Source organism: Bradyrhizobium guangxiense (assembly GCF_004114915.1).
GTDB lineage: Bacteria > Pseudomonadota > Alphaproteobacteria > Rhizobiales > Xanthobacteraceae > Bradyrhizobium > Bradyrhizobium guangxiense.
Genome location: NZ_CP022219.1, coordinates 5,021,894 through 5,048,035 on the forward strand (window position 1 = coordinate 5,021,894; position 26,142 = coordinate 5,048,035).

Consider the following 26,142-nt stretch of genomic DNA (forward strand, 5'->3'; position numbering starts at 1 on the left):
CGAAGGATGAGCGGCCACGCTGCAGCCGGGCTGTCGCCCTTGGAGGCTCACCAAGCGGCGCGCCGCTTGATGAGCACCTCAGGGTGACGGTCGAACGGGTGCGTCTACGATCCGAGCGAAAACCTACAGCCCTCTGATCATCCCCGCCTCGATCAGCAGGCGGTTCAATCGCCGCGCTTCAGCGCCGTCCTTGCAGCTGTAGAAGGCGCCCTTGCAGCGGAGCATGATCTGCTTCTGCTCGGCGAAGGACGGGTCGAGCGGGATGCCGGCGGCCTCCTGGATGACCAGCGGCAGATAGGGACCGTCGATCGTGTCCATCACGGCCTCGCTTCTGACCGGCTCGAAATTGACGGCGTCGATCGCGTAATAGGTCGCGTAGAGGCGCGGATCATAAGCGTCCAGCTTCTTGCCGAGCGCGCCCTCATCGAGCCCGGGCTCGAGGATCTGCGGCGCGAACTCCGGCTGATGATCGCCATAACGCACGATCAGGAAAGGCTCGCCCGGAAAATTCTTCTTCAGACCTGCGATGAACGCCTTGTACTGCTCGGCGCTCATCGCCTGCCGCCGCAGATATTCGTCGATCGACGGCACATTGCCCGGCGCGCGCCAGTTCGGCAGCAGGTCCGGACGGAAGCGCGTCTCCCAGGGGAAATGATTGGCGCCGAGATAGATGAAGGTGAACAGCGGCTTGTTTGGCGGCTGCTGGCCCATCAGCTGGAGCGCCTTGTCGTAGAAGAAGCTGTCGGGCTCGACGTCCTTGGCGCCGAGATCCTTCGAGTCAAAGAAGCGCTCGATGCCGGTCGTCATCTGGAAGCTGCGGGCGCCCATGAAGCCGCCATGGGCGGGATAGAGCGACATCGTGTCGTAGCCGCAACGGCGCAGCGCGAGCGGCAACCCGCGCTCGACGCGGTTCGAGGCGATGCGTGTGACGAAATAGGCGAAGCGGCCGAACGAGCGCGAGGAGAGCCCCGCGAGCACGTTGTACTCGGTGAACCAGCTCGGCCCGCCATTGCTCTCGGCCAGGAATGTGCGCTGCTTGCCGTCCCAGGATTTGAAGTGGCCGCCATAGCCTTGCGGCACCTTGATGCCCTGGGCGGCGCGGATGTCGAAGCTCGATTCATCATGGATCATGATGATGTTCGGCCTGCGGCCGGCAGGATGGCAGGAATCGACCAGCGGCATGTTGAGCCGCTCATTGGTCGCAGCGGCCGATTCCATGAAGCCGTATTGCACGAAGTCGGAGACCGAGCTGACGCCGGAGCGGAAGAATTTCGAGAGATAGCCGTCGTCGTAATAGCCGCGCCAGGCTTCGTCCGGATGATAGAGCGAATAGCCGACCAGCGCGGCGAGGCAGGCCAGCTTGCAGGCCAGCGCCGGCAGGCGGCGGATGCGGAACGGATCGAGCCACCACAGCGCATACATCAGCGGCAGCGTGACGAGGCCTGCGAGGATCACCGACCAGCGTAAATTCGGGAAGATCGTGAACAGGAAAGCGACGGTGTCGCGGTCGATCATCATCAAGTCGATGAAGTTGACCGTCATCTGCACCACGTCGTGCTTGAGCCGCGACAGCAGCACCAGCACGACGACCATGGTCAGCGACAGCGCGCCCGACAGTGCCGGGCGGCGCAGCAGCGTGATCCAGAAGAAGTTGAGGATGCCCCAGGCCAGTACGAAGGACAGCCGGGAGCCGAAATCGGTCTCGGTCTCGTACATCAGCGCGAGCGCCGCCAGATGCGGCGCTGCAACGGCGAGCAACCGCCAGATGCCGAGCGCGGCGACGCTCGCCAGCACGGCGGTCGTGGCAGAAGGACCTGGATTGGGCGCGGACGCCATCGAGGACACGCAACTCTGGTCCGGTGCTGTGATGCCAAGCCGTCTGGCCGGCCCGAACGCGACCAGGGGCTCCGGCGCAGCCGGACGCCTGCACCTTGTCACAAAACTGTAACGGAACAGTCAAGAACAGGCAACGCGTGCCGTGACCCGGGCTTCGCTTCTGGTGACTTACGGCAAAGAGGACTTCCCCCTCTGCCGCTGCCCTCGGCCGTCATCGCCGCGGCGCAGGCCGGTCGGCTAAATGCCTTCGACGCTGACCAGCCGGGCAGAGCTGCAGGCGTCCCGGATGGACTTGAGGCCCTGATACGTGGGGCCATGGTAGAACTCCTCCCAGGCCGCGACGGATGGGAATTCAAGGATGACGATCCTGCGGGGCTGCCAATCTCCTTCATAGACCTTGTGAACGCCGCCGCGTGCCAGATACCTGGCCCCCGCCGCCTCCAAGGCGGGTTTCACGCCCAGCATGAAGCTCTGGTACTGCTGGGGATCCCTGATCTCGACGTCGAAAATCACGTAGGCTGCCATTGCGATCTGCTCCTCCACTGCCCTCGAATATTGGATATTCGGACGCCACGAACAGCCCACACCGGGCTATTCGATCACCTGGTCGGCTCGGGCCAGCAGGTTTGACGGAATTGTCATGTCGAGCGATCTGGCGGTTCTCAGATTGATGATCGTCTCGATCTTGGTTGAACGCTGAACGGGAAGATCCGCCGGCTTGGCGCCCCTGACGATGCGCGCAGCATAGCCCCCGACGAGCCGCGCGGCGTCATGCGCGCTGGCCCCGTAACTCACGAGGCCGCCGAGGTCGACGAACTCGCGCTGAAAGTACAGCGTCGGCAGCCGCTGTTTTGCCGCCGCCTTGATGATCTGAACCCGGTTGACGATGAAGACGGGATCGACCGTCACGAACAGTGCATCGACGCGCGCTTGCGTCATCTCGGCAAAGGCCTGGTCGATCTCGACCGTTTGACTGGCCTTGAGCACGTGGATGGTCTTCCCGATGGCTTTGGCCGCGGCCTTTGCGCCTTCGAGCTGGGCCTCTGCAGTCGGCCTGTTCGGATTGATCAGCACGCCGATCGTTAGGGCCGCCGGGACCAGCTCGCTCACCAGCTCCAGATTTTTTCCGCCGAGCTCGCCGGCAAGCCAGGTGATACCGGTGATGTTGCCACCGGGTCTGCTCAGGCTGTCGACCAATCCGGTGGCGACCGGATCGTCTCCGGTCAGGAAGACGATCGGAACGCTCGACGTTGCCTGCTTCGCCGCAAGGGCAGCGACGTTGCCACCCATGGTAACGATCACGTCGACCCGCTGCTGGACGAGCTCTGCGGCGAGAGACGGCAGCCGACTGAATTGTCCCTGCGCCCAGCGATACTCGATGGTGACGTTGCTTGCTTCCGTAAGCCCGGCCGCCTTGAGACCTTCCTGAAATCCTGACACGACCGTGACGAATGTCTCCGGCGAACCGCTGGCCAGAAAGCCGATGGTCGGGCGGGAGGTCTGCGCAAAGCTTGGCCAAATCCAGAGCGGCGCAGTGCCGGCCGCCAGAACAAATCTGCGTCGTTTCATCTTCGCCGTATGTTTCAAACAATCAGATCAAGTATCGGCAGCCAATCTATGCGGAGCGGCGTGGTCCGCCAATGCCGATCTGGAGATCGGGGGCCTAACGCTTGGCGATCCCGGCGATGAACAGGTCGAGCACCCCTTCCGCCATCCGCTCGATCTCACCCTCCTCGACGCCCCAGCGCGGAAAGTGGCCGTCGAGATTCATCCGGGCAAGACCGTAGACCAGGGCGCGGCCGGCGATCTGGATGCGCTTGAGGTCGGCCGGCCGTAGCAGGCGCTGCTCCGCCGCCTCGGCCAGGATTTTCTCGGTCAGCGCGATCAACTCGGCATTGTCGCGCGTCAGCTCCTCGGAGCTGCCATGGGCAAAATAACGCCCGGTGGAGATGATCTCGAAATGGGCGGGATTGCGCATCGCCCAGCGCAGATAAGCGAGCCCGAAGGCGCGGAAACGGGCGAGCGGGCCGGCCGCCGGAGCCTCCCGCAGCGCAGCCTCGATCTCGGCACGAAAGCGCCGCTGCGCCTCCCCGGCCACTGCGGCCATGAGGGCGTCGCGGTTCGGAAAGTGCCGGAAAGGCGCCCCCGGCGACACCGCAGCCCGGCGCGCGGCCTCGCGGACAGAGACCTCCGCTCCCTCTGCCGCGAGCTGCAGCGCAGCATCGATCAGGACGCGGCGAAGGTCGCCGTGGTGATAAGGCTTGGCCTGGGCGGCGGGACGGCGCGCACGCGGCTTGGACTGAGGACGGGCAGGCATGGCATCTCCTAGCATCACCCGAACGTGAATGTAAGCAGCGATTACACGGTTGACCAAAGAGCGACGCCGAAATGTAATCGATGATTACATAACGAAGGAAGTCACCATGTCACAACGTCAGGGCTGGTTCGAAGGCTGGCGGCTGCTGGCCGCCCTCACCCTCAGCTTGATCGCACTCAGCCTGTGGATCGCCGCGATGCGACAGTTCGAGGTCGCGGGCGTGCGGATGGTGATCCGGTTCACCGCGCGCAGCTCGCTGCTGCTGTTCTGCCTCGCCTTCAGCGCCGCGGCGCTAGCGCGGCTGTGGCCCAATGGCTGGACGCGCTGGCAGCGCCGCAACCGCCGCTATCTCGGCTTGAGTTTTGCGGCCTCCCACACCATCCACGCAATCGCGATCAGCGCCTTCGCCTGGATGGATCCAGCCGGTTTTGCGGAGGCGACCTCGTCCGCCTCCTACATCTTCGGTGGGATCGGCTATGCCATCATCATTGCCATGAGCGCGACCTCGTTCGACCGCGCCGCCGCGCTGATCGGGCCGCGCGCCTGGCGCATGCTGCATCTTGCTGGCAGCTATTATCTCTGGCTTCAGTTCATGGTCTCGTTCGGCAAGCGCGTGCCGGCGATGCCGCTCTATGCCGCCTTCCTCATTCCGCTGCTGATCGTGCTGGCGCTGCGCATGATCGCGATGGCTCGCCATCCACGCGGGCGGGCCGTAGCGGCGGGCTAGGCGCCCGCCTCACCGTGGCAGGAAGCCGAGCCGTCTGGCGATGATGCGGTCGAGCGTCCGCTTCGGCAGCACGGCCGCGATCAGGTGGCGCACCGGGTCGGGCGTGATCTGGTAGCGCACCTTGGGGCGCGCCGCCGTCAGTGCCTCGAACACGACCTCGGCGATGCGCTCGGCCGGCAGGCCCTTGGCGCCGAGGTCCATCATGAACGCCATGACCTTGTTCAGCGCCGGCAGATAGGGCGAGTTCTGGTAGATGGAGAGATCGATCTGCTCCGCCTTGCTCCAGATCGGCGTCTTCACCGCACCCGGAGCGACGATGATGACGTCGATGCCGAACAGCATCAATTCGCGGCGCAGGCTTTCCGATAGTCCCTCGACGGCGTGCTTGGAGGTGCAGTAAGGCGCCGACAGCGGATTGCCGTTCTTGCCCGCGACTGAGCTGATCATCACGATCCGCCCCTTCGGCCCCTTCAGCGACGGATCGGCACCGAGCAGCGGCCCGAACGCCTGCGTCGCGATGACCGGGCCGATCACGTTGATGTCCATCTGGCGGCGGAAATCGTCGGCCGACAATTCGAGCACGGGGCCGGCGACCGCGACGCCCGCATTGTTGACGAGGCCCGCCAGCGTCTCTCCGCCCAGCATCTCGCGGACCGTTCGCGCGGCGGCAAGGACGGCGGCCTCGTCGGTGACGTCGAACAGGAGCGGGATAAAATTGGCGCCGAGCTCAGCCTTGAGCCGGTCGGCATCGGCCCGCTTGCGAACGCTGCCGAAGACGCGATAACCGCGGCCGATCAGGAATTTTGCAGTAGCCCATCCGATGCCGGTGGATGCACCGGTGACGACGACGGATCGCATGATCTCCCCCTGATTTCCCGTGATCATGACGGAGAAGGGTACCGGTACGCAATGGCGCTTGGTCAGCGACGAGATGGAGCGCGAGATCAGACCACGGATGAAGAGCCGAGTTCTTGGTCCTGAAGACGCAGGCGTTTTAGTGTTCGGGCGCCGCGCGGAAAATCTCAAGAACGGCGCAAAACCAAGAATGTGGTTTAAGCGTCAGTTCTTGGTGCTCGGAGAGCACTTCAACTCGCGAAGAGTTTGAATGAAGCCGCAATGCTTGGCGTGAGACGAAAAGAGCGAGACCGCTGTTTGCGATCTCGCCCGACCATAGTCGCCAAGGTTTAAGATTTGGTTTGGCGAGCGAAGCTTGTGTTTCGCTCGGCATTCCGGGGCGCGTGTTAGCGCGGACCCGGAATGACGGCGTAGCCGTCAGTTCTTGCTCTTGTCGACCAGCGCGCCCTTCTTGATCCAGGGCATCATGTCGCGCAGCTTCGCGCCGACTTCCTCGATCGGGTGCGCCGCGAGCTTGGCACGGGTCGCCTTGAACGAGGTCTGGTTGACCTTGTTCTCGAGCATCCAGTCGCGGGCGAACTTGCCGCCCTGGATGTCGGCCAGAACCTTGCGCATCTCCTTCTTGGTCTCGTCGGTGATGATGCGCGGGCCGGTGACGTACTCGCCGTACTCAGCGGTGTTGGAGATCGAGTAGTTCATGTTGGCGATGCCGCCTTCATAGATCAGGTCGACGATCAGCTTCACTTCGTGCAGGCACTCGAAATAGGCCATCTCCGGGGCATAGCCGGCTTCGACCAGGGTCTCGTAGCCACCCTTGATCAGCTCGACCAGGCCGCCGCAGAGCACCACCTGCTCGCCGAACAGGTCGGTCTCGCACTCTTCCTTGAAGGTGGTCTCGATGATGCCGGCGCGGCCGCCGCCGACAGCCGAAGCATAGGACAGGCCGAGGTCATGGGCGTTGCCCGAGACGTCCTTGGCGATCGCGATCAGGCAGGGCACGCCGCCGCCGCGCTGATACTCGGAGCGCACGGTGTGGCCGGGGCCCTTCGGCGCGATCATCAGCACGTCGAGGTCGGCGCGCGGGTCGAGCAGGTTGAAGTGGACGTTGAGGCCGTGCGCGAACACCAGGGCGGCGCCCTTCTTCATGTTGTCGTGCAGGTGCTCGCGATAGATGTCGCCCTGGAGCTCGTCCGGGGTCAGCATCATGACGAGGTCGGCCCATTTGGCGGCTTCGGCGACTTCCATCACCTTGAAGCCGGCGGCTTCCGCCTTCTTCACCGAGCTCGAGTCCTTGCGCAGCGCAATGGCGACTTCCTTGACGCCGGAATCCTTCAGATTGAGCGCATGGGCATGGCCCTGGCTGCCATAGCCGACGATGGCGACCTTCTTGCCCTTGATCAGGTTCAGGTCGGCGTCGCGATCGTAATAAACACGCATAGGTCGTTTCCTCGTTCAGGGCCGAAATCGGCCAATGGTCAGTGTCCGAAGGGTGAAATTTGCGGATTTCGGGGGCTGTCTAGAGCATTTTCAGCCCTGAGGGAAACCCGTTTCTGCATGGAAATCCGCGACATCATGCATCCATGAAAACGGGGTAGAGGGAGGCCAGCAGCAGGATCGCCATCAGTATATTGAAGGCGCGGACCAGCCGCTCGGAGGTCAGAACCGGCCGCAATGCGGAGCCGAACAGGGCCCAGACGACGGTCGAGACCGTGCCGACAATGAGGCTGATCACGGTCTGGATCGCGATGTTGAGTGGAAATTGGGCGATCGCCGCATAGGCGGTGATGGTGCCGATCACGATTACCCAGCCCTTGGCGTTGATCCATTGGAACATCGCCGCGCCCCAGAAGGTCATCGGACCGCGGCCGTCCCCCTCCCCCGACTTGGTCGGACCGGACATGGCGATCGCGGCCGCGAGGTAGATCAGGTAGGCGGCACCGGCATATTTCAGGATGGTCTGGAGGATCGGATAGGCCAGGAACACCGAGCCGAGCCCGAGGCCGACTGCGGCGACCATGAAGGCGAAGCCGAGCACGATGCCGACGATGTGCGGGATGGTGCGCCGGAATCCGTAGGTCAGGCCCGAGGACAGCAGCATGATGTTGTTCGGTCCAGGCGTGAAATACATCACGACCATGAAGATGAGGAAGGCATAGAGCAGCGACTGAGACATATTCACCTCACGCCGTCTTCGGCAACGGTTCTTTGGGTAAGGCGTTGGGCCGCTTCGCCAGCACCATCACGGCAATACCGCCGATCACGGTCAGCATGCCGGCAAGCCGCAAGGGTCCGAACCGCTCGCCGAACGCGATGCTCGACGCAGCCGAGCCGACGAACGGCACCAGCAGCGCGAACGGCACCACTTGCGCGGCGGGATAGTCGCGCAGCAGCCGGCCCCACAGCCAATAGGCGATGCTGGTCGAAATGCCGCCGAGCGCCAGTATGCAGAGAGCCGATGTCAGCGACATGTGGCTCAGAGACGTCCAGGTCAGCGCCGGCCCATTGGCGATCAGCGCCAGAACGAATAGCGGCACGGCCGAGGCCAGACACAACCACGCGAACAGGTCGAACATCGGCACGCCGCGGGCGCCGCGCAGCAACAGATTGCCGACGGCAAAGCTGAGCGGCGAGATCATCAGCACTGCAAACGCAGCGACGCTGAAATCGTAGCCGACAGTGCCGCAGATCATCAGCAGGCCCGCCGCGGCAATGACGATGCCGAGCGTCTGCACGGGTGTCGGGCGTTCGCCGAATGCGATCGCGGCAAAGCCGATCGTGAACAGCGCCTGGCTCTGCACGACCACGCTGGTCAGCCCCACCGGCACGCCATGCGCGATACCATAGGCCTGGCTCAGGAACTGGCCGAGGAAGAGCGTGAAACTGATTGCGATCAGCAGCGACCAGGCGATTTTGGGCTTGCGAATGAACAGGCATGGGACCGCAGCCACGCTGAAGCGCAGCGCCGTCATCAGCTCCGGCGAAAGCTCGTCGAGCGCGATCCGGCTCGCCACGAAGGCAAGCCCCCAGATGATCGCCACCAGGATGGCGATGAGGATATCGGCCGGCTTCATTGTTGTTCTCGGCTCTGCCCTGTCGTGCAGCCCTGTTGTTATTCGTCTAGCCTTGCTCGCCGGCCCTTACGTGGAAGAATTGGATTTGCGCAGCAGATACGTGCCGTGCATGGGTGCGTGATAATCGGCCGAGACCAGCGTGAAGCCGACGTCGGTCAGCATCCGCTCCATCACCCAGCCGAAGGTGGAATATTCGTCGCGCATATGCGCGACAACGCTTTCGCGCGAAAAGTCGTGATTCTTGATCTGGAAGTCGGCCCATTGCTCGACGTCGCGCTCGATGGCGTCGGGCATCGAAGCGTAGACGATGTCGCGCAGATAGAAGCTCGCGCCGGGCTTCAGCGCGCGATAGATCCGCGAAATCGCAACCGCCTTCCAGAAGTCCGGCAGGTGATGCAGCGTGAACTCGCTGACGATCAAATCGTAGGATTCCGGCCGGTAGGAAAAGCTGAGCAGGCCCGCCGATTGGGTGCGCACGGGCGCCTTGCGATCGCGGGCGTAGATCTCGGCAAGCGCCAGCATCGCCGGCGAAATGTCGATGGCGTCGACCTCGGCCCCCATCAGCGCCGCTTCGGTGGCGAGCACGCCGTTGCCGCAGCCGATGTCGGCGATGCGCCAGCCGCGCTGGACCCCCAGCATTTTCAGCGCGGCGCGCGCCCGCAGATCGGCATCGTCATGGTTGTCGTAGATCGAGGCCACAGCGGGCTCGATCCCCATCCGGTTCCGCTCGTTGTAGTACCAGTCGCGCGCCAGCATGGTTCACATCCCTTCGGGCCCGCGACCGATCGCGGCAACACCGGTGCGCGACACCTCGACGAGGCCGAGCGGACGCATCAGGTCGATAAACTGATTGATCTTGTCCGTGTTGCCTGTGATCTCGAATACAAAGCTCTCGGTGGTGGCGTCGATCCCCCGGGCGCGGAACGCATCCGCGAGCCTCAGCGCCTCGACCCGATGCTCGCCCTGCCCGCGCACCTTGACCATGGCGAGCTCGCGCTCGATCGAGCGCCGGGTCTGGGTCATGTCGACGACCTGGTAGACCGGGATCATGCGGTCGAGCTGGTTCTTGATCTGAGCGATCACCATCGGCGTACCCGTGGTGACGATGGTGATGCGCGACAGATGCTTCTGGGCTTCGGTTTCCGAGACCGTGAGACTCTCGATGTTGTAGCCGCGGCCCGAGAACAGGCCGATGACGCGCGCGAGCACGCCGGGCTCGTTCTGCACGAGCACCGCGAGCGTGTGGGTCTCGTTGGGATCGTGACGCTCCTCGATGAAATAGGCGGATGCGGGCTGGTTCATTGTCGTCCCCTCAAATCTCTCTCGTCACACCAGCGCCTTGCCGCCGGCAAACGCCTTTGCCGTGGCCTCGTCGTTGGCCTGCTCCGGCAACAGCATCTCGTTGTGCGCCTTGCCGGACGGGATCATCGGGAAGCAGTTTTCGAGCGCCGCGACGCGGCAGTCGAACAGCACGGGACGCTTGACCGAGATCATCTCCTGGATGGCGCCCTCGAGATCACCGGGCTTGTGCACCTGAAGGCCGACCGCGCCATAGGCTTCCGCGAGCTTGACAAAATCCGGCAGCGCTTCCGAGTAGGAATGCGACAGGCGGTTGCCGTGCAGCAGCTGCTGCCACTGGCGCACCATGCCCATGTACTGGTTGTTCAGGATGAAGATCTTGATCGGCAGCTCGTACTGCACGGCCGTCGACATCTCCTGCATCGTCATCTGCACCGAGGCATCGCCCGCGATGTCGATGACGAGGCTGTCGGGATGGGCCACCTGCACGCCGACCGCGGCCGGCAGGCCGTAGCCCATGGTGCCGAGACCGCCCGAGGTCATCCAGCGATGCGGCTCCTCGAAGCCGTAGAACTGCGCCGCCCACATCTGGTGCTGGCCGACCTCGGTCGTGATGTAGGTGTCCTTGCCGCGCGTCTGCTCGAACAAGGCCTGGATCGCGTGCTGCGGCAGGATGACGTCGTTGCTCTTCTTGTAATACAGCGAGTTGCGGGCGCGCCACTGCGCGATCTGCTGCCACCACGACTTGACGTCGGGCTTCTTGGCCTCCGCCTTGAACACCTGGAGGATGTCGCCGAGGATGTTGGCGCAATCGCCGATGATCGGCACGTCGACGCGGATGTTCTTGTTGATCGAGGAAGGGTCGATGTCGATGTGGATCTTCTTCGAACCCGGCGAGAATGCATCGACCCGGCCAGTGATGCGGTCGTCGAAGCGCGCGCCGACGCACAGCATGACGTCGCAATCATGCATCGTCATGTTGGCCTCGTAGGTGCCGTGCATGCCGAGCATGCCGAGCCAGTTCTTGCCCGACGCAGGATACGCGCCGAGGCCCATCAGCGTGGAGGTGATCGGGAAGCCGGTGACCTCGACCAGCTCGCGGAGCAGCTTGGTCGCCTCCGGGCCGGAATTGATGACGCCGCCGCCGCTGTAGATCACGGGGCGCTTGGCGCCCGCCAGCAGCGCCACCGCCTTGCGGATCTGCGTCGCATCGCCTTTCACGCGCGGTGCATAGGAGCGGTGCACGTCCGACTTGCGCGGCGGATGATAGGTGCCAGTCGCGAACTGCACGTCCTTGGGAACGTCGACCAGCACCGGGCCGGGGCGGCCGGAGGTCGCGACGTAGAAGGCTTCATGCAGCACCTTGGCGAGATCATTGACGTCGCGCACCAGCCAATTGTGCTTGGTGCAGGGACGCGTGATGCCGACGGTGTCGCATTCCTGGAACGCATCGTTGCCGATCAGATGCGTCGGCACCTGGCCGGAGATGCAGACCAGCGGGATCGAGTCCATCAGCGCGTCGGTCAGCGGCGTCACCATGTTGGTGGCACCAGGGCCGGAGGTCACCAGCGCGACGCCCGGCTTGCCGGTAGAGCGCGCATAGCCCTCGGCGGCATGACCCGCGCCCTGCTCGTGACGGACCAGGATGTGCTGCACCTCGCTCTGCTGGAAGATCTCGTCATAGATCGGAAGCACGGCGCCGCCGGGATAGCCGAAAATGTCGGTCACGCCGTGATCGATGAGCGCGCGAACGATCATCGCGGCGCCGGTCATCTGGTTCGGATCGTGGCTCTTGTCGCTCATTGGCTTGCTCCGGATGCGCTGTTGCCAGCGGCTTCATTCGTGTCGGGGTCGGGAAATAAAAAAGGCCCCGAAGAGGGCCCATGCACACCGCCTGTCTTGTGGATGGCAGCTAGCCATCCCCGGCGGTGTGCCTGGGTACGACGGCGATAAGGAGTTTGGTAATAATGTTACGCATGGCAGGCGCTCGGCTTCCCAAAGGTTGCGCGAAACATAGCGGCCAAAGCCCAGATGTCAAGGCAATGCGGCCGCTTCCGCGCGATTTTGGCAGTGTAGCGGCGTTCCCCGGGTTCGGCGAGAGGTAAATTCGGGAACCCGGACAGAAAAGCGTTCGTCCCCGCCCGCACCGTCACTTGGACTCCCACGCAGCATTCACGGCCGTCGCGAGCCACCGCCGCGCCTCCTCCGGCCTCACCCATTCGAATGCCGGCAATTGGTGCCGGAACCAGGTGAATTGCCGCTTGGCATAGTGGCGGGTGTCGGCGCGGCCGATGGTGGCGGCCTGCTCCAGGGTGAGCTCGCCGCGCAGGTGCCGGATCAGGGCCGGCACGCCATGCGCCTTCATCGCCGGCAGCAGCGGATCGAGCTGTCTGGCGGAAAGCCGCTCGACCTCCTCGAGCGCGCCGGCCTCCAGCATGGCATCGAAACGGGCATCGATCCGCGCATAGAGCGCGTCGCGGTCGGGCGCGAGAAACACGGCGCGAAAACCGTCCTTCGGCAGCAGCGGCGGCTGGCCCTCCCGATGCCAATCCAGCAGCGAACGGCCGGTCGCCTCGACCACTTCGAGCGCACGCGCGATCCGGGTGCGGTCACGCAGGTTCAATCGCTCGGCGGCGCGTGGATCGCGACGCGCCAGTTCCGCATGCAGCGCCTCCGCGCCGTTCCGCTCCAGCCGCGCACGCACGTCCTCGCGCAGCTCGGCCGGAATGGGCGGTACCACGGAGAGTCCCGCCGTCAGCGCCTTGAAATAGAGCCCGGTGCCGCCGACGAAGATTGGCGGGCGGCCTTCCGTTTTCGCCTCGTCGAGCGCCTTCGCCGCGTCGGCCACCCAGGCGCCGGCCGAGAAATTCACGGCCGCGTCGACATGCCCGTAGAGGCGGTGCGGAGCGCGGGCCTCCTCATCCTGTGTCGGCCGCGCCGTGATGATGCGCAGGTCTCGATAGACCTGCATGGAATCGGCATTGATGACGATACCGCCGGTGGCGAGCGCAAGCTCCAGCGCCAGCGCCGACTTGCCGCTGGCGGTCGGGCCTGCGATAAGCACGGCCTCGCCAACACGCCTTCTGCCGACTTGCTCCTCGTTCACGAAAACCTCAAATGTCCCTCGTCGCCACGCTGATCTGCAACCCCAACAATCCCGCGCTCGATACGACCATCGTCGATGGTGCCCGGGCCGTGCTGCCGCAGGCGGCACCCGCACACTGGCTGTTCGACGGGGTCGCGGTCGATATCCCCTTCGGCGCCGACGGTAACCTCGAAGCCGACCGTCACGCCATCGAGCAGCGGCTCCGCGAGCTTCGCGGCGACCTGCCCGTCGACATCGTCGTGCAGCCAGTCGGCGCCCGGCGCAAGAAGCTTTTTCTCGCCGACATGGATTCCACCATGATCGGCCAGGAATGCATCGACGAGCTCGCCGATCTCGTCGGGGTGAAGGCGCATGTGGCCGCCATTACCGAACGCGCCATGCGCGGCGAGATCGAATTCGAGCCGGCGCTGCGCGAGCGCGTCGCTCTGCTGAAGGACCTGCCTGCGAGCGCGGTCGACGAGGTGCTGGCCAAGCGCATCACGCTGACCCCGGGCGGCCGCGAACTGGTCGCGACCATGCGCGCCCACGGCGCCTATACCTGCCTCGTCTCCGGCGGCTTCACGCTGTTCACGAGCGCGGTCGCCGCCAAGATCGGCTTCCAGGAGAACCGCGCCAACGAGCTCGTCGTGCGCGACGGCAAGTTCACCGGCGAGGTGAAGGAGCCGATTTTGGGCCGCGCCGCGAAACTCGCCACGCTGGTCGATCTGATGGAGTCGTTCGATCTCGACGACATCGACTCCGTCGTGGTCGGCGACGGCGCCAACGATCTCGCGATGATCCAGGCCGCGGGCCTCGGCGTGGCCTATCACGCCAAGCCGGCGGTGGCGGCCGCCGCCGCGGCGCGGATCGACCACGGCGATCTCACCGCGCTGCTCTATGCGCAGGGGTATCGGCGCGAGGAGTTCGTGGAGGGGTAGTCTTTTTCCGTCATTCCCGGGCGATGCGAAGCATCGAACTATGGTGCGCAATTGCGCACCTGAGAATCTCGAGATTCCGGGTCTGGTGCTTACGCACCATCCCGGAATGACAGGCCTCTTACTGCACGCTCAGCGCGACGAAGCGCAGCTCGCCGTCCGCGTTCGAGACCAACAGCAGCACCGACTTCTTGCCGTCCTTCTTGAGCTGGTCGACGCGCTTCTGGATGTCGGCGCCGCTGGAGACGGCCTCCTGCGCGACCTCGACGATGACGTCGCCGGCGGAGAGGCGCTTCTCGGCCGCATCCGAATTGGCGTCGACATTGGTGACGACCACGCCCTTGACGCTCTCCTTGATCTTGTAGCGCGTGCGCAGATCCTTGTTCAGGGCGGCGAGATCGAGGCCGAGCGCCTTCTGCGTCACCGGCTTGTCGGGCGCCGGCTCATCGGTCTTCACCGCGGCCTGCACCTTGTCGGGATCCTGGAGGCGGCCGAGCGTGACCTTCTTGGTCTGCTCCTGGCCCTTGCGGATGATGACAACGTCGACCTCCTTGCCGACCGCGGTATCGGCGACGACGCGGGAGAGATCCTTCGGATCCTTGACGTCCTTGCCGTCGAACTTGACGACGACGTCGCCGGGTTCGATGCCCGCAGGCTTGGCCGGGCCCTTGTCGTCGATGCCGGCCACCAGCGCGCCGCGCGCCGGCTTGATGTTGAGGCTCTCGGCGATCTCGTCGGTGACGCTCTGGATCCGCACCCCCAGCCAGCCGCGGCGCAGCTCGCCGAACTGACGGAGCTGGTCGACGACGCCCACCACCGTCTTCGACGGCACGGCGAAGCCGATACCGATGGAGCCGCCGGAGGGCGAGATGATCAGCGTGTTGACGCCGATGACGTCGCCGTCGAGATTGAACAGCGGACCGCCTGAATTACCGCGATTGATGGAGGCGTCGGTCTGGATGTAGCTGTCATAGGGACCCGAGGAGATGTCGCGGTTCTTGGCCGAGACAATGCCGGCCGTCACCGTGCCACCCAGGCTGAACGGGTTGCCGATCGCAACCACCCAGTCGCCGAGCCGCAGCTTGTCACTGTCGCCGAACTTCACCGACACGAGCGGCTTCGGCGGCTTGATCTTGAGCACGGCGAGATCGGTCTTCTTGTCGACGCCGACCAGTTCGGCCTTGATCTTGGTGCCATCGTTGAGGATGACGTGGATCTCGTCGGCGTCGGCAATGACGTGGTTGTTGGTGACGACGACGCCCGAGGTGTCGATGATGAAACCGCTTCCGAGCGAGTTGGTCTTCTTCGGCGGGCCGCTGCCGTTATCGCCGCCCTTGCCACCGCCAGGACCCCTGCGGTTCTTGAAGAAGTCGTCGAAGAATTCCTCGAAGGGCGAGCCGGGCGGCAATTGCGGCATGGTGTTGCTGCCGCCGCCCTTGGCCTCGACGGTCTGCGAGGTCGAGATGTTGACGACCGCGTCGATCACCTTCTCGGCGACGTCGGCGATGCCCTCCGGTCCGCGCGCCAGGGCCGGCGTGCCGAACGCAGTGAAAGCACTGACGGCGAGCGCGGCCAGCCCTAAACGCAAACGGGTCGGGGCAATGATGGCAGCGGGCATTGGGATCTCCAGAGAATAGGATTCGGCGCTCAGACTGCGCTCGAACAGGGGGACGGCGCAAGCACGGAGCTTAACGGGCCTCAAGACCCCGATAATACGGCGAAAACCCGTCTGCCGCCTTCACTTTGGCGTTGGCTCTGCGGCTAAACCGGGCGCCGCATCACCCAGATCAGGATCAGACCGGCCACAGCCGAGCCGATGCCGACGGCCCGCAGGATGTTGTCCGGCGTGGCCATGGCGCTCTTCATGGCCTTGCGCATCCAGTTTGGACTTGCCGCAAACATCAAGCCTTCCAGCACGAACAGGATGCCCAAGCCGATGAGGAAGTCGGCAAACGCTATGGACCTCATCGGATTGGAACCTCCCGTTGCACTGTTCTTGTCGGGACGAAGGGCGGCGAAATCCGCCGCCCTCCGTCTAGCTTACGGCTTCGCCGGCGTCGCCGCCGTCTTACCGGACGGGTTACCAAAATACCGGAAGAAATCCGACTCCGGCCGCAGCAGGAAGCGGGTATCGTTCGACTTGAGCCCGTTCTCATAGGCCGTCATCGAGCGGTAGAAGGCGAAGAAGTCGGCATCCTTGCCGTAGGCCTCGGCGAACAGGCGGTTGCGCTCGGCATCGCCCGCGCCGCGGGTCTGTTCCGCCTGCGAATTGGCTTCCGCGATGATCACGGTCGCCTCACGGTCGGCCTTGGAGCGGATCTCCTGTGCCTTCTGGCCGCCCTGCGCGCGGAACTCGGCGGCTTCGCGCTCACGCTCGGTCTTCATCCGCAGATAGACCGCCTGGCTGTTCTGCTCCGGCAGGTCGGCGCGGCGGATCCGGACGTCGACGACCTGGATGCCGTAGCCGTCGGCCTCGCGATCGAGCTGATCGCGGATGCGCAGCATCAGCTTCTCGCGGTCGTCGCGCACCACGTTGATGAAGGTGACCTCGCCGAGCACGCGGCGCAGCGCCGCGTTCAGGAGCGTGGTGAGCTGGATGTTGGCAGCCTGGATCGAGCCGACGCTCTGATAGAAGCGCAGCGCGTCCTTGATCCGGTAGCGCGCGAAGGCATCGACCACGAGCCGCTTCTGATCGGACGCGATCGCTTCCTGCGACGGGTTCTCCAGATCGAGGATCCGCTTGTCGATGTTGATCACCGAGTTCCACGGCGCCTTGAAGTGCAGGCCGGGCGCGGTGACGACGTCGACGGGCCGGCCGAACTGCAGCACGATGGTCTGCTCGGTCTGCTGCACCGTGAACAGCGACATGTAGCCGACGATCACGACGAGCAGGAGCGCGATCAGCGTGACGAAACCTGTGACCGGAGACCTCATCGCGTGCCTCCGCTCGAGGGCTGACCGGCGCTAGGCGGCCGCTTGGTCGTCAGTTCGCCGAGCGGCAGGTAGGGCACGATGCCTTGGCCCGAGGAGCCACCGTCATAGACGAGCTTGTCCGCGCCGCCGAGCACGCGCTCCATCGTCTCCAGATAGATCCGTTCACGCGTCACGTCGGGCGCCTTCTTGTATTCCTCGTAAACCTTCAGGAAACGTGCGCTCTGGCCCTTGGCCTCGGCGACCGCCTGCTCCTTGTAACCTTCGGCATCCTGCTGGATCTTGGCGGCGCGTCCACGCGCCTGCGGCACCACCTGGTTGGCGTAGGTCTGCGCCTCGTTCTGCAACTGCTCGAGATTGGCGCGCGCAGCCTGCACGTCGCGGAAGGCGTCGATCACCTGCGCCGGCGGATCGACCTTCTGCATCTGCACCTGGGTGATGAGGATGCCCGCGCCGTAGCTGTCCAGCGTCTTCTGGATCAGCTCCTGCACGCCCTGCTCGGTGACGTTGCGCGCGCCGGTCAGGATCGGCTGGATCTGCGAACGGCCGATCACCTCGCGCATCGCGCTCTCGGAGACCGCCTTCACGGTGCCTTCGGGATTCTGGATGTTGAAGAGGAAGTCGCCGACGCCGTCGGGCTTGATGCGCCAGAGCACGGTGAAGTCGACGTCGACGATGTTCTCGTCGCCGGTCAGCATCAGGCTCTCTTCCGGCACGTCACGAATGGAGCGGCCGCGCCGAGCCGGATCGTCGATCAGCGTCATGCCGATGGAGATGGTATTGACGCGCAGCGCCTTCGGCAGCAGCACGGTCTCAATCGGATAGGGCAGATGGTAGTTCAGGCCTGGCTGCACCGTGCGAACATGTTTGCCGAAGCGCAGCACGACGCCGAGCTCTTCGGACTGGACGCGGAAGAAGCCCGACAACAGCCAGAACGCGACGATCAGCAGCACGATCAGCGTGATGCCGATGCCGGAGAAATAACCGCCCGGCATGATCTGCTGGAGGCGGTCCTGGCCGCGCCGCAGAAGGTCTTCCAGATCCGGCGGCCTCGGCCCGACCGGTTGCGGGCCTGAGCCCCATGGTCCCTTTGGACCCGAGCCCCATGGGCCACCGCCCTGATTCTTCCACGGCATTCGACGCTCTCCTCGGCAGGGTGGAATTGCCCCCGCCCGCTTTGTCCGGTCCGGCTTTATAGGGGACAGGCAGGTCCCTTACAACGCAGCCCTGACCGTCCTCCGAGCTATGCTCGGGCACGAAAAAGTCAATGTAAACATTGACGAAAGCGGTTAATGGCCGCGCCGCCGACGATATGTCACATAGGAGACGTCCGCGCTGTCGTCGGGTCCGGCAGGATGGCGGACACGTTCAACCTCGTCCCACTCTGCCTTGTCGATGTCGAAATGCGTATCGCCTTCGGGCCGCGCGTGGACTTCGGTGATTTCGAGGCGATCGGCGCGATCGAGCCATTGCCGGTAGATCTCGGCACCGCCGATCACCGCGATCTCGGTGACCGAACGCCGCAGGGCATCGCCGAGCGCAACCGCACCTGCGGCGGCGACCGATGTCGTCACGATGGCGCCATTGGCGCGATAGGCCGCATCGCGCGTGATCACGATGTTGGTGCGGTTCGGCAGCGGCCGGCGCAGGGGTTCGAAGGTCTTGCGGCCCATGATCACGGGCTTGCCGATGGTGAGCGCCTTGAAGCGCGCCATGTCGGACTTCAATCGCCACGGCATCGCATTGCCCGTGCCGATAACGCCATTCTCCGCGATCGCGACGACGAAAACGATCTCCATCAGGCGGCGCTCCCGGCAAGCCGCGTCAGCGCCGGCCCGGTTACGCGGCACAGCGTCCAGTCGTCCATCATGACGGCACCGAGCGATTTGTAGAACGCGATCGACGGCGCATTCCAGTCGAGCACCGCCCATTGCAGGCGCGCCCAGCCGTTGTCGACGCATTGCTTCGCGAGATAGACCAGCAGCGCCTTACCGAGACCTTTGCCTCGATGCGACGGCCGCACGTAGAGATCCTCGAGATAGATACCGTGGCGGCCGCTGAAGGTGGAGAAATTCACAAACCAGACCGCGAAGCCGACGGGCTCACCATTCCACTCGGCGATTGCGCAATAGAGTCGCGGCTGCTCGCCGAACAGCGCGTCGGCGATGTCAGCCTCGGTCGCCTCCATTTCGTGCGAGAGCTTCTCGTACTCGGCGAGCTCACGGACGAAGGAGAGGACGAGCCCGGCTTCCCCGGGCTGTGCGCGGCGGATGTTGAGCGACATCGCTTTAAAGGGCCCGCATGATCATATCGGAAAATCGCTGCACACTTTTCCGGATCATGCGCTAGACCGCGACTTCCGCCTTGATGTGCGGATGCGGATCGTAGCCGACGAGCTCGAAATCCTCGTAGCGGAAGGAGAAGATATCCTTCACGTCGGGATTGATCCGCATCACCGGCAGCGCGCGCGGCGCGCGCGTGAGCTGGAGCCGCGCTTGCTCAAGATGGTTGGAGTAGAGATGGGTGTCGCCGAGCGAGTGCACGAAATCGCCGGGCTTCAGGCCGGTGACCTGCGCCACCATCATGGTAAGCAGCGCATAGGATGCGATATTGAAGGGCACGCCGAGGAAGACGTCGGCCGAGCGCTGATAGAGTTGGCACGACAGCTTGCCGTTCGCGACATAGAACTGGAACAGCAGGTGGCAGGGCGGCAGCGCCATCTTCTCGACGTCGGCCGGATTCCAGGCGGTGACGATCAGCCGGCGAGAGTCCGGCGTGCGCTTGATCATCTCGACGACATTGGCGATCTGGTCGATGCTGCGCCCGTCGGCCGTGGGCCAGGAGCGCCATTGATGGCCGTAGACCGGGCCGAGATCGCCATTGGCGTCCGCCCACTCGTCCCAGATGGTGACGCCGTTGTCGCGCAGATATTTGATGTTGGTGTCGCCCTTCAGGAACCACAACAGCTCATGCACGATCGCCTTCAGCGGCAGCCGCTTGGTCGTCAGCATCGGAAAGCCGGCCGACAGATTGAAGCGCATCTGATGGCCGAACACCGAGAGCGTGCCGGTGCCGGTCCGGTCGGTCTTCTCGGCGCCGTCTGAAAGAATCCGCTCGAGCAGGTCCTGATACTGGTGCATGTGCCAATGAGCCTTTGGGGAGGCGGCGAACTTAGCGGCCGCCCCCGCGCTGCAACAGCTGCGATTCGCTGTCCGCACCGATTATACCCGGAAAAGTGAGCATCCCCCGCACAAACAGCAAGGGGCGGAACTCAGGTCCCGCCCCTTGCCTATCGGCTTGAAAGTGCAGCTTAAGTCGCCGGCTTGAGCACCGGGGTCCACTTCGCGATCTCGTTCTTGACGAGGGTGGCCAGCGCCTCCGGCGTCCGCTCCGCCGGGGTGGGGATGACGCTGCCGAGCTCGAGCAGGCGCTTCTTCACGGTCTCGTCGTCGAGCGCCTTGCTGGCCGCAGCGTTCAGGCTTGCGATGATCGCGGGCGAGGTTCCCTTGGGCGCGAACATCGCATTCCAGGCCTGGGCCTGGAATTTCGGCAGGCCGGCTTCCGTGGTGGTCGGCACGTTCGGCAGCGACGGATTGCGCTCCGGTGTTGCGATCGCATAGGCCTTGATGGTGCCGGCATTGATCTGCGGCACGGCGTTGACGATCTGGTCGCACATATAATCGACCTGGCCCGCCACCAGTGCGTTCATCGCAGGTCCCGTGCCGTTGAAGGGCACGCCGACCGGCTTGATGTCGAGGATCGAGTGCAGGAGCTCGCACGAGACGTGCGAGACCGAGCCGACGCCGGCATGCGCAGCGTTGACCTTCTCGGCGTTGGCCTTCACGTAGGTCACAAACTCCTTCAAATCCTTCGGCGGAAAGTCCTTGCGCGCCAGGATCAGGATCGGCGTGCCCGCGAGCAGCGCGATCGGCTCGAAGTCCTTCTCGGGGTGATAGGCGAGCTTCGGATAGAGCGGCACAGAGGCCGCATGCGTGCCCATGTGTCCGGTGATCAGGGTGTAGCCGTCATTGGCCGCGCGCGCGGCACGCGTGGTCGCGGTGGTGCCGCCGGCGCCGACCACGTTCTCGATGATGACGCTCTGTCCGAGAGTCTGGGCCATGTGTCCGGTGACGATGCGCGCCACGACGTCGGTCGGGCCGCCGGCCGCAAACGGCACGATCGTGGTGATGCTGCGCGTCGGATAGGTCTGCGCCGCTGCCGGCGCAGCAATGGCGCACAGCGAGGCGAGCGCCGCGGCGCATGCGCCCGTGAGCGCGCGAGTGAAGGTCATGTCGATCCCCTTGGACACAAACAAATGCCGGCCCAAAGGCCGGCATTTTCATTTCACGAAGCGGTAACACAAGTCGATCCGACTTCCGCATGCGGCGCGCCGACGCAGGGCGCGGGGGCGCCGCAGGAAGGCGGCGACCTCAGTTCTCGGATTCGGTGAACACCTCGTCGCGCTTCGAACGCAACACTGGCAGCACCGTGAGCAGCAGGAGGCCGGCCGCAACCGCGAGCAGCACCGCCGACAACGGCCGCGTCAGGAACACGCTCCAGTCGCCGCGCGAGATCAGCAGCGCACGGCGCAGGTTCTCTTCCATCAGCGGTCCGAGCACCATGCCAAGCAGCAGCGGCGCCGGCTCGAAATCGTGCTTGATCAGCCAGTAGCCGACGAGACCGAACACGCCGGCGAGGATGACGTCGACCGGCGCGTTGTTCACCGAGTAGATGCCGATCGCGCAGAAGATCACGATCGAGGGGAACATCAGCCGGTAAGGCACGCGCAGGAGCCGCACCCAGATGCCGACCAGCGGCAGGTTGATGATGATCAGCATCAGATTGCCGATCCACATCGAGGCGATCATGCCCCAGACGAGATCGGGCTGCTTCTGCATCACCTGCGGGCCCGGCACGATGCCGTGGATGGTCATCGCGCCCACCATCAGCGCCATCACCGCGTTCGGCGGGATGCCGAGCGTCAGCAGCGGAATGAAGGAGGTCTGCGCCGCAGCGTTGTTGGCGCTTTCCGGTGCCGCCACGCCCTCGATCGCGCCGCGGCCGAACCGCGACGGGTTCCTGGCGAGCTTCTTCTCGAGCGTATAGGCCGCGAACGAGGCGATGACCGCGCCGCCGCCCGGCAGGATGCCGAGGATCGAGCCGAGCACGGTGCCGCGCAAGATCGGCGGCGTCGAATCGATCAAATCCTTCCTGGTCGGCATCAGGCCGGTGATCTTCTGCTGCACGAGATCGCGGTTCATCTCCGCGCCATGGTCGAGATTGCGGATGATCTCAGCGAAGCCGAACACGCCCATCGCCACCGTCGCAAAGCCGAGACCGTCGGCGAGCTCCGGAATGTTGAAGGCCATGCGCGAGGCGCCGGTTTCGATGTCCGAGCCCACCATCGACAGCAGCAGGCCGAACACGATCATCGCGATCGCCTTCAGCACCGAGCCCTTGGCCAGCACCACGGCGAAGATCAGGCCCAGCACCATCAGCGAGAAATACTCGGCCGGCCCGAACGCCAGCGCGAGTTTCGTGAGCGGCGCGCCGAGGATGGCGATCAGGACGGTCGCGACGCAGCCGGCGAAGAACGAACCGATTGCCGCGATCGCCAGCGCCGGGCCGGCGCGGCCCTGCTTGGCCATCTGGTGACCGTCGATGGCGGTGACGACCGATGTCGCCTCGCCTGGGATGTTGACCAGGATCGACGTGGTCGAGCCGCCATACTGGGCCCCGTAATAGATGCCGGCGAGCATGATCAGCGCGCCGACCGGCGGCAGTCCGAAGGTGATCGGAAGCAGCATCGCGACCGTGGCGATGGTGCCGATGCCCGGGAGTACGCCGACCAGCGTGCCGACGAGGGCGCCGATCAGGCACATCAGGAGATTGATCGGAGAGAGCGCGACGGCAAAACCGTGAGCGAGGTTGGCAAAGATATCCATCACACCCTCACTGGATCAGGAAACGCGGAAACATCGGCATCGGCAACCCGAGCACGTAGGGAAAGAGGATTGCGCAGCCGAGCGTCAGGCAGGCGCCGACGATCGCGGCTTCCAGCCAGCGCGTCTCGTGCGACCCCGTGGCCGCGATCATGAAGCTGGCAAAGGCCGTGACCACGAGGCCGAGCGGCCGGATCGCCAGCGCGAAGAACAGGATCGCAGCCATCACGAACAGCGGCCCACGCCAGGCATAATGGGCCATCGCAGGCCCATCGGACAGAAGACCGGTCAAGGCGATGCCGGCCGACAAGGCAACCAGCAGTCCGCCGAACATGCGCGGCGCGGTGCCGGCGCCGAAAGAGAAGCCCCGCATGCCCTGCAAGTCGCTTCCTGCCCACAGCGCGAACAGGGCAACCGCCATGAGGACGACGCCTCCGACATAATCCTGCGCCGACCGGATCGTCATGAACAGCGTGAGGATCGCCACCACGAACAGCGGGTAGGAATAGATCAGCGCGAGCAGCACCTCGGATGACGACTTCTTGGTGTCACCGCTGGCCGCGCCGATCAGCGCGCCGGGTGCTCCGACGAGCAACGCCGTCACGTGGCTGGTCACGACTGCGACCGGGCCGCGGCCGCTGCCCCAGCCGAATAGCGTCCCGATCGACCAGATCAATTCGAAAATCTGCGGCGCAATCGCCAGCAGACAGAATCCGAGCACCACCTGCGTGTTTCGGGTGGCTGTCGCTGAGTGGCCCATCGTATCGGCCATGCATGTCTCCTCCGCGACCCATAAGTCACGAGCACTGTTGTTCTAAATCGGCTGGAAATGGATCCCCCGCCCGGACCACTGCCTAGCGATTTTCGTCACACAATGCCAGCAAAACCCAACAGCCCCCCGGCGAGCAGGAGCCACAGTGGATTGAGGCGCGAGACGGATGCGATCACCGCAACCATCGCGCTCAGAAGCAGTGCAGCAATTGTGCGATCGGTCGACCGGGCCAGGATCAAGGCACTCGCGGCCATCAATCCGATCGAGAGTGGAACCAGTGCAGCCTGAATCAGGCCGGGCCAGCGCGATTGGCTGGGCCGATTCAGCAGCCGGCTGACATAATAGGCAAGCAGCGCGGTCGGCAGGCACATCGCCAGCGTCGCCGCCAGCGCGCCGGGGATGCCGGCGACGGCATAGCCGATTAACGTCACGATAAGCACGTTTGGACCTGGCGAGAGCTGCGCGATCGCATAGGCGTCGGTGAACTGCTTGTCGGTCATCCAATGCTGCACCTCGACCGCGATGCGGTGCATCTCGGGCACCGCCGCCGCGGCGCCGCCGACCGCAAACAGCGACATCAGTCCAAAGGTTGAGATCAGCGCCCAGATCGGGTTCTCGGCATTCATGCTGCTACTTTCTGCCGCAGGAAAAAACTGGCGCCGATGCTGACGGGGATCGCGACCAGCAGCACCGCGGGAAGCGGCAGGCGGAGCACGCCGATAGCGAGGAACACGCCGAGCATCAGGATCAGCGCGAGGGGATCCGCCCGCTTCAGCAGAGGAGTCATCATGCGGAAGACCACAGCGATCAACAGGCCGACCGCCGCGCAGGAGATGCCGGCGAGGCTGCGGCGCAGCACGTCGAGATCGCCAAACCGGGCATAGATGATCGCGAGCACCATCATGATCAGCGTCGGCGGCAGCAACAGCCCGGCAAGGGCGGCAACCCCGCCGGCAATGCCGCGCAGCCGTGATCCGAACACCATCGACAGATTGACGATGTTGGGCCCGGGCAGGAAATGGCAGAGCGCAAAGGTCTCGTTGAACTCGTCGGCCGTCATCCAGCGGTGCTGCTCGACGATGGCCCGCCGGGCAAACACCAGGACCCCGCCGAAACCGGCGAGCGACATCCTGGCGAAGGCCACGAACAGTCCGGCCAGGCTGGGTGCAGCGGCAAGTGAGGCCCGCTGCTCCGGCTTTTGCGCGGCCGGTGCTGAATCGGTGGACATCTCAGAAGCTTAGAACGGCGGTCGCAGTGCGACCAAGATCAGATCAGCCGCCATGCGGAACCTATCCAAAAGGAACCGCGCATCGTCGCTCAAAACCCCTGTTTTTCGAAACCTTTGCCCCCTATATTGGGGGTGCCGGTTCGCCGGCTATGGAAATAAACGGTCGTCGCAATAAACCATTCGGACCCGGGGGCGGTACCCGGCGCCTCCACCAAAGCCCACCAACGGGCGATCCCGGAAGCGGGCTTTGGCGGGGGCGAAATAGGATCGACGAGGGCGTAAAGGGCGTGCTTTTTCCCGGTATTGTTCCGCCGTTATCGGGCTACTGCAATAGTTGCCAACGACAACTTTGCTCCGGTTGCTCAGGCTGCGTAACGCAGTTTGAAAGACCACTCTAAAGTCCTAGCGGGTTAAGCTCCGCTAGGCGGGGTTCGGAGGCACCTGGCAACAGAAGCCTCCACTTGCCTTTATTTCTTACCCGGCGGGGACTCCTGCTGACCCGTCAGGCACGATAGTATTGCGGCTTTGCGAGTCGAGCCCGCGGGGTCCGGCTTCGGGGATGCAACAGGACCACCATGGCGACCGATCATATCCGATACGATGTGCTGGCCCGCGACGCGCTGCGCGGCGTGCTGCGGAAGGTGCTGACCGATGCCGCGACCCATGGCCTGCCCGGCGAGCACCATTTCTTCATCACCTTCGTGTCGAAGGCCGAGGGCGTGAAGCTGTCGCCGCGGCTGCTCGCGCAATATCCGGAAGAGATGACGATCATCCTGCAGCACCAGTTCTGGGACCTGACCGTGCTCGAGGACCGCTTCGAGGTCGGCCTGTCCTTCGGCGGCATTCCGGAGCGGCTGGTGGTGCCGTTCAGCGCCATCAAGAGCTTCCTCGATCCGTCCGTGAAGTTCGGCCTCCAGTTCGACACCTCCGACGTCGCCGAGGTCGCGCCGGAGAATTTGCCGGCGGCCCCTGCTCCTTCGGCCGTATCGGTCCCCGCCGCCGCTGAAAAGGCGGAGATCGCGGAAGAGCCGCTCCCGCCGAACCAAGGCGGCGCCGAAGTGGTGCGGCTCGATCGTTTCCGCAAGAAATGATCTAGGTTGGCCGCGAAGCCGTCGCGCCCCGCCAAACTGCCTATATAGAGAAG

27 protein-coding genes and 1 other RNA gene are annotated in these 26,142 nt (G+C 64.5%); 4 read left to right on the forward strand and 24 right to left on the reverse strand.

Features of this window, described 5'->3' with window-relative positions; translation table 11 throughout:
* Positions 1-123: 123 nt before the first annotated feature.
* From X268_RS24040 to X268_RS24055, 4 genes are all read right to left on the reverse strand, one after another.
* Positions 124-1,836 (reverse strand): LTA synthase family protein, encoded by a 1,713-nt coding sequence (locus tag X268_RS24040; protein WP_164937894.1) that lies wholly within the window; start codon positions 1,834-1,836, stop codon positions 124-126.
* Positions 1,837-2,073: 237 nt separating this feature from the next.
* On the reverse strand, positions 2,074-2,361 hold the full coding sequence (locus X268_RS24045) for a DUF1330 domain-containing protein (protein WP_128927223.1): 288 nt from the start codon (positions 2,359-2,361) through the stop codon (positions 2,074-2,076).
* A 66-nt stretch (positions 2,362-2,427) separates the two neighbouring features.
* A complete protein-coding gene (locus tag X268_RS24050; RefSeq protein WP_128927224.1) occupies positions 2,428-3,405 on the reverse strand; it encodes an ABC transporter substrate-binding protein in 978 nt (325 codons plus the stop codon).
* Positions 3,406-3,499: 94 nt separating this feature from the next.
* A complete protein-coding gene (locus X268_RS24055; protein WP_245477629.1) occupies positions 3,500-4,153 on the reverse strand; it encodes a TetR/AcrR family transcriptional regulator in 654 nt (217 codons plus the stop codon).
* 106 nt (positions 4,154-4,259) lie between these two features.
* Between X268_RS24055 and X268_RS24060 the strand changes: the two genes are divergently transcribed.
* The gene (locus X268_RS24060) at positions 4,260-4,880 is read left to right on the forward strand and encodes a ferric reductase-like transmembrane domain-containing protein (protein WP_128927226.1); all 621 of its coding nucleotides are present in this window, start codon (positions 4,260-4,262) and stop codon (positions 4,878-4,880) included.
* 9 nt (positions 4,881-4,889) lie between these two features.
* Here the strand turns inward: X268_RS24060 and X268_RS24065 are convergent, their stop codons facing one another.
* The 8 genes from X268_RS24065 to miaA form a co-directional block, all read right to left on the reverse strand.
* Complete coding sequence (locus X268_RS24065) at positions 4,890-5,738, reverse strand: SDR family oxidoreductase (protein WP_128927227.1); 849 nt, start codon at positions 5,736-5,738, stop codon at positions 4,890-4,892.
* 414 nt (positions 5,739-6,152) lie between these two features.
* On the reverse strand, positions 6,153-7,172 hold the full coding sequence (gene ilvC / locus X268_RS24070; RefSeq protein ID WP_018640837.1) for a ketol-acid reductoisomerase: 1,020 nt from the start codon (positions 7,170-7,172) through the stop codon (positions 6,153-6,155).
* A 133-nt stretch (positions 7,173-7,305) separates the two neighbouring features.
* Positions 7,306-7,908, reverse strand: coding sequence for a LysE family translocator (locus X268_RS24075; protein WP_164937896.1), 603 nt, complete (start codon positions 7,906-7,908; stop codon positions 7,306-7,308).
* A 7-nt stretch (positions 7,909-7,915) separates the two neighbouring features.
* Entirely contained in the window at positions 7,916-8,806 is an 891-nt protein-coding gene (locus X268_RS24080; RefSeq protein ID WP_128927229.1) for an EamA family transporter, read from the reverse strand.
* Positions 8,807-8,872: 66 nt separating this feature from the next.
* Positions 8,873-9,562 carry a class I SAM-dependent methyltransferase gene (locus X268_RS24085; protein WP_128927230.1) on the reverse strand — a complete coding sequence of 230 codons (690 nt, stop codon included), beginning with the start codon at positions 9,560-9,562 and terminating at the stop codon, positions 8,873-8,875.
* Between the two features lie 3 nt (positions 9,563-9,565).
* Complete coding sequence (gene ilvN / locus X268_RS24090; protein ID WP_128927231.1) at positions 9,566-10,108, reverse strand: acetolactate synthase small subunit; 543 nt, start codon at positions 10,106-10,108, stop codon at positions 9,566-9,568.
* 24 nt (positions 10,109-10,132) lie between these two features.
* Positions 10,133-11,908: an acetolactate synthase 3 large subunit gene (locus tag X268_RS24095; protein WP_128927232.1), complete on the reverse strand. Its 1,776-nt coding sequence runs from the start codon at positions 11,906-11,908 to the stop codon at positions 10,133-10,135.
* A gap of 346 nt (positions 11,909-12,254) precedes the next feature.
* Positions 12,255-13,211: a tRNA (adenosine(37)-N6)-dimethylallyltransferase MiaA gene (miaA, locus tag X268_RS24100; protein ID WP_128927233.1), complete on the reverse strand. Its 957-nt coding sequence runs from the start codon at positions 13,209-13,211 to the stop codon at positions 12,255-12,257.
* 11 nt (positions 13,212-13,222) lie between these two features.
* On the opposite strand from miaA, the gene serB reads away from it, so the two are divergent.
* A complete protein-coding gene (gene serB / locus X268_RS24105; protein ID WP_128927234.1) occupies positions 13,223-14,128 on the forward strand; it encodes a phosphoserine phosphatase SerB in 906 nt (301 codons plus the stop codon).
* Positions 14,129-14,246: 118 nt separating this feature from the next.
* Here the strand turns inward: serB and X268_RS24110 are convergent, their stop codons facing one another.
* The 12 genes from X268_RS24110 to X268_RS24165 form a co-directional block, all read right to left on the reverse strand.
* On the reverse strand, positions 14,247-15,743 hold the full coding sequence (locus X268_RS24110) for a Do family serine endopeptidase (RefSeq protein WP_128927235.1): 1,497 nt from the start codon (positions 15,741-15,743) through the stop codon (positions 14,247-14,249).
* A 143-nt stretch (positions 15,744-15,886) separates the two neighbouring features.
* Positions 15,887-16,093 (reverse strand): DUF2065 domain-containing protein, encoded by a 207-nt coding sequence (locus X268_RS24115; protein WP_128927236.1) that lies wholly within the window; start codon positions 16,091-16,093, stop codon positions 15,887-15,889.
* A 72-nt stretch (positions 16,094-16,165) separates the two neighbouring features.
* A complete protein-coding gene (gene hflC, locus X268_RS24120) occupies positions 16,166-17,059 on the reverse strand; it encodes a protease modulator HflC (RefSeq protein WP_128927237.1) in 894 nt (297 codons plus the stop codon).
* Positions 17,056-18,192, reverse strand: coding sequence for an FtsH protease activity modulator HflK (gene hflK, locus X268_RS24125; protein ID WP_128927238.1), 1,137 nt, complete (start codon positions 18,190-18,192; stop codon positions 17,056-17,058). The genes hflC and hflK overlap by 4 nt, the downstream gene beginning before the upstream one ends.
* Before the next feature lie 153 nt (positions 18,193-18,345).
* Positions 18,346-18,855: a dihydrofolate reductase gene (locus tag X268_RS24130; RefSeq protein WP_128927239.1), complete on the reverse strand. Its 510-nt coding sequence runs from the start codon at positions 18,853-18,855 to the stop codon at positions 18,346-18,348.
* Entirely contained in the window at positions 18,855-19,340 is a 486-nt protein-coding gene (locus X268_RS24135; protein WP_128927240.1) for a GNAT family N-acetyltransferase, read from the reverse strand. The genes X268_RS24130 and X268_RS24135 overlap by 1 nt, the downstream gene beginning before the upstream one ends.
* 61 nt (positions 19,341-19,401) lie before the next feature.
* Positions 19,402-20,196: a thymidylate synthase gene (locus X268_RS24140; RefSeq protein ID WP_128927241.1), complete on the reverse strand. Its 795-nt coding sequence runs from the start codon at positions 20,194-20,196 to the stop codon at positions 19,402-19,404.
* A 170-nt stretch (positions 20,197-20,366) separates the two neighbouring features.
* Complete coding sequence (locus X268_RS24145; protein WP_128927242.1) at positions 20,367-21,347, reverse strand: tripartite tricarboxylate transporter substrate binding protein BugD; 981 nt, start codon at positions 21,345-21,347, stop codon at positions 20,367-20,369.
* Positions 21,348-21,486: 139 nt separating this feature from the next.
* The gene (locus X268_RS24150) at positions 21,487-23,001 is read right to left on the reverse strand and encodes a tripartite tricarboxylate transporter permease (RefSeq protein ID WP_164937897.1); all 1,515 of its coding nucleotides are present in this window, start codon (positions 22,999-23,001) and stop codon (positions 21,487-21,489) included.
* 7 nt (positions 23,002-23,008) lie between these two features.
* A complete protein-coding gene (locus X268_RS24155; protein ID WP_128927244.1) occupies positions 23,009-23,770 on the reverse strand; it encodes a tripartite tricarboxylate transporter TctB family protein in 762 nt (253 codons plus the stop codon).
* 95 nt (positions 23,771-23,865) lie between these two features.
* Positions 23,866-24,396 (reverse strand): chromate transporter, encoded by a 531-nt coding sequence (locus X268_RS24160; RefSeq protein WP_128927245.1) that lies wholly within the window; start codon positions 24,394-24,396, stop codon positions 23,866-23,868.
* Positions 24,393-24,998: a chromate transporter gene (locus tag X268_RS24165; RefSeq protein WP_128927246.1), complete on the reverse strand. Its 606-nt coding sequence runs from the start codon at positions 24,996-24,998 to the stop codon at positions 24,393-24,395. Before X268_RS24165 ends, X268_RS24160 begins: the two co-directional genes overlap by 4 nt.
* A gap of 95 nt (positions 24,999-25,093) precedes the next feature.
* Between X268_RS24165 and ssrA the strand changes: the two genes are divergently transcribed.
* Together ssrA and X268_RS24175 are read left to right on the forward strand one after the other, a co-directional pair.
* Positions 25,094-25,460, forward strand: a transfer-messenger RNA (tmRNA) gene (gene ssrA, locus X268_RS24170).
* Between the two features lie 113 nt (positions 25,461-25,573).
* Positions 25,574-26,089: an SspB family protein gene (locus X268_RS24175; RefSeq protein ID WP_128927247.1), complete on the forward strand. Its 516-nt coding sequence runs from the start codon at positions 25,574-25,576 to the stop codon at positions 26,087-26,089.
* Positions 26,090-26,142 lie beyond the last annotated feature (53 nt).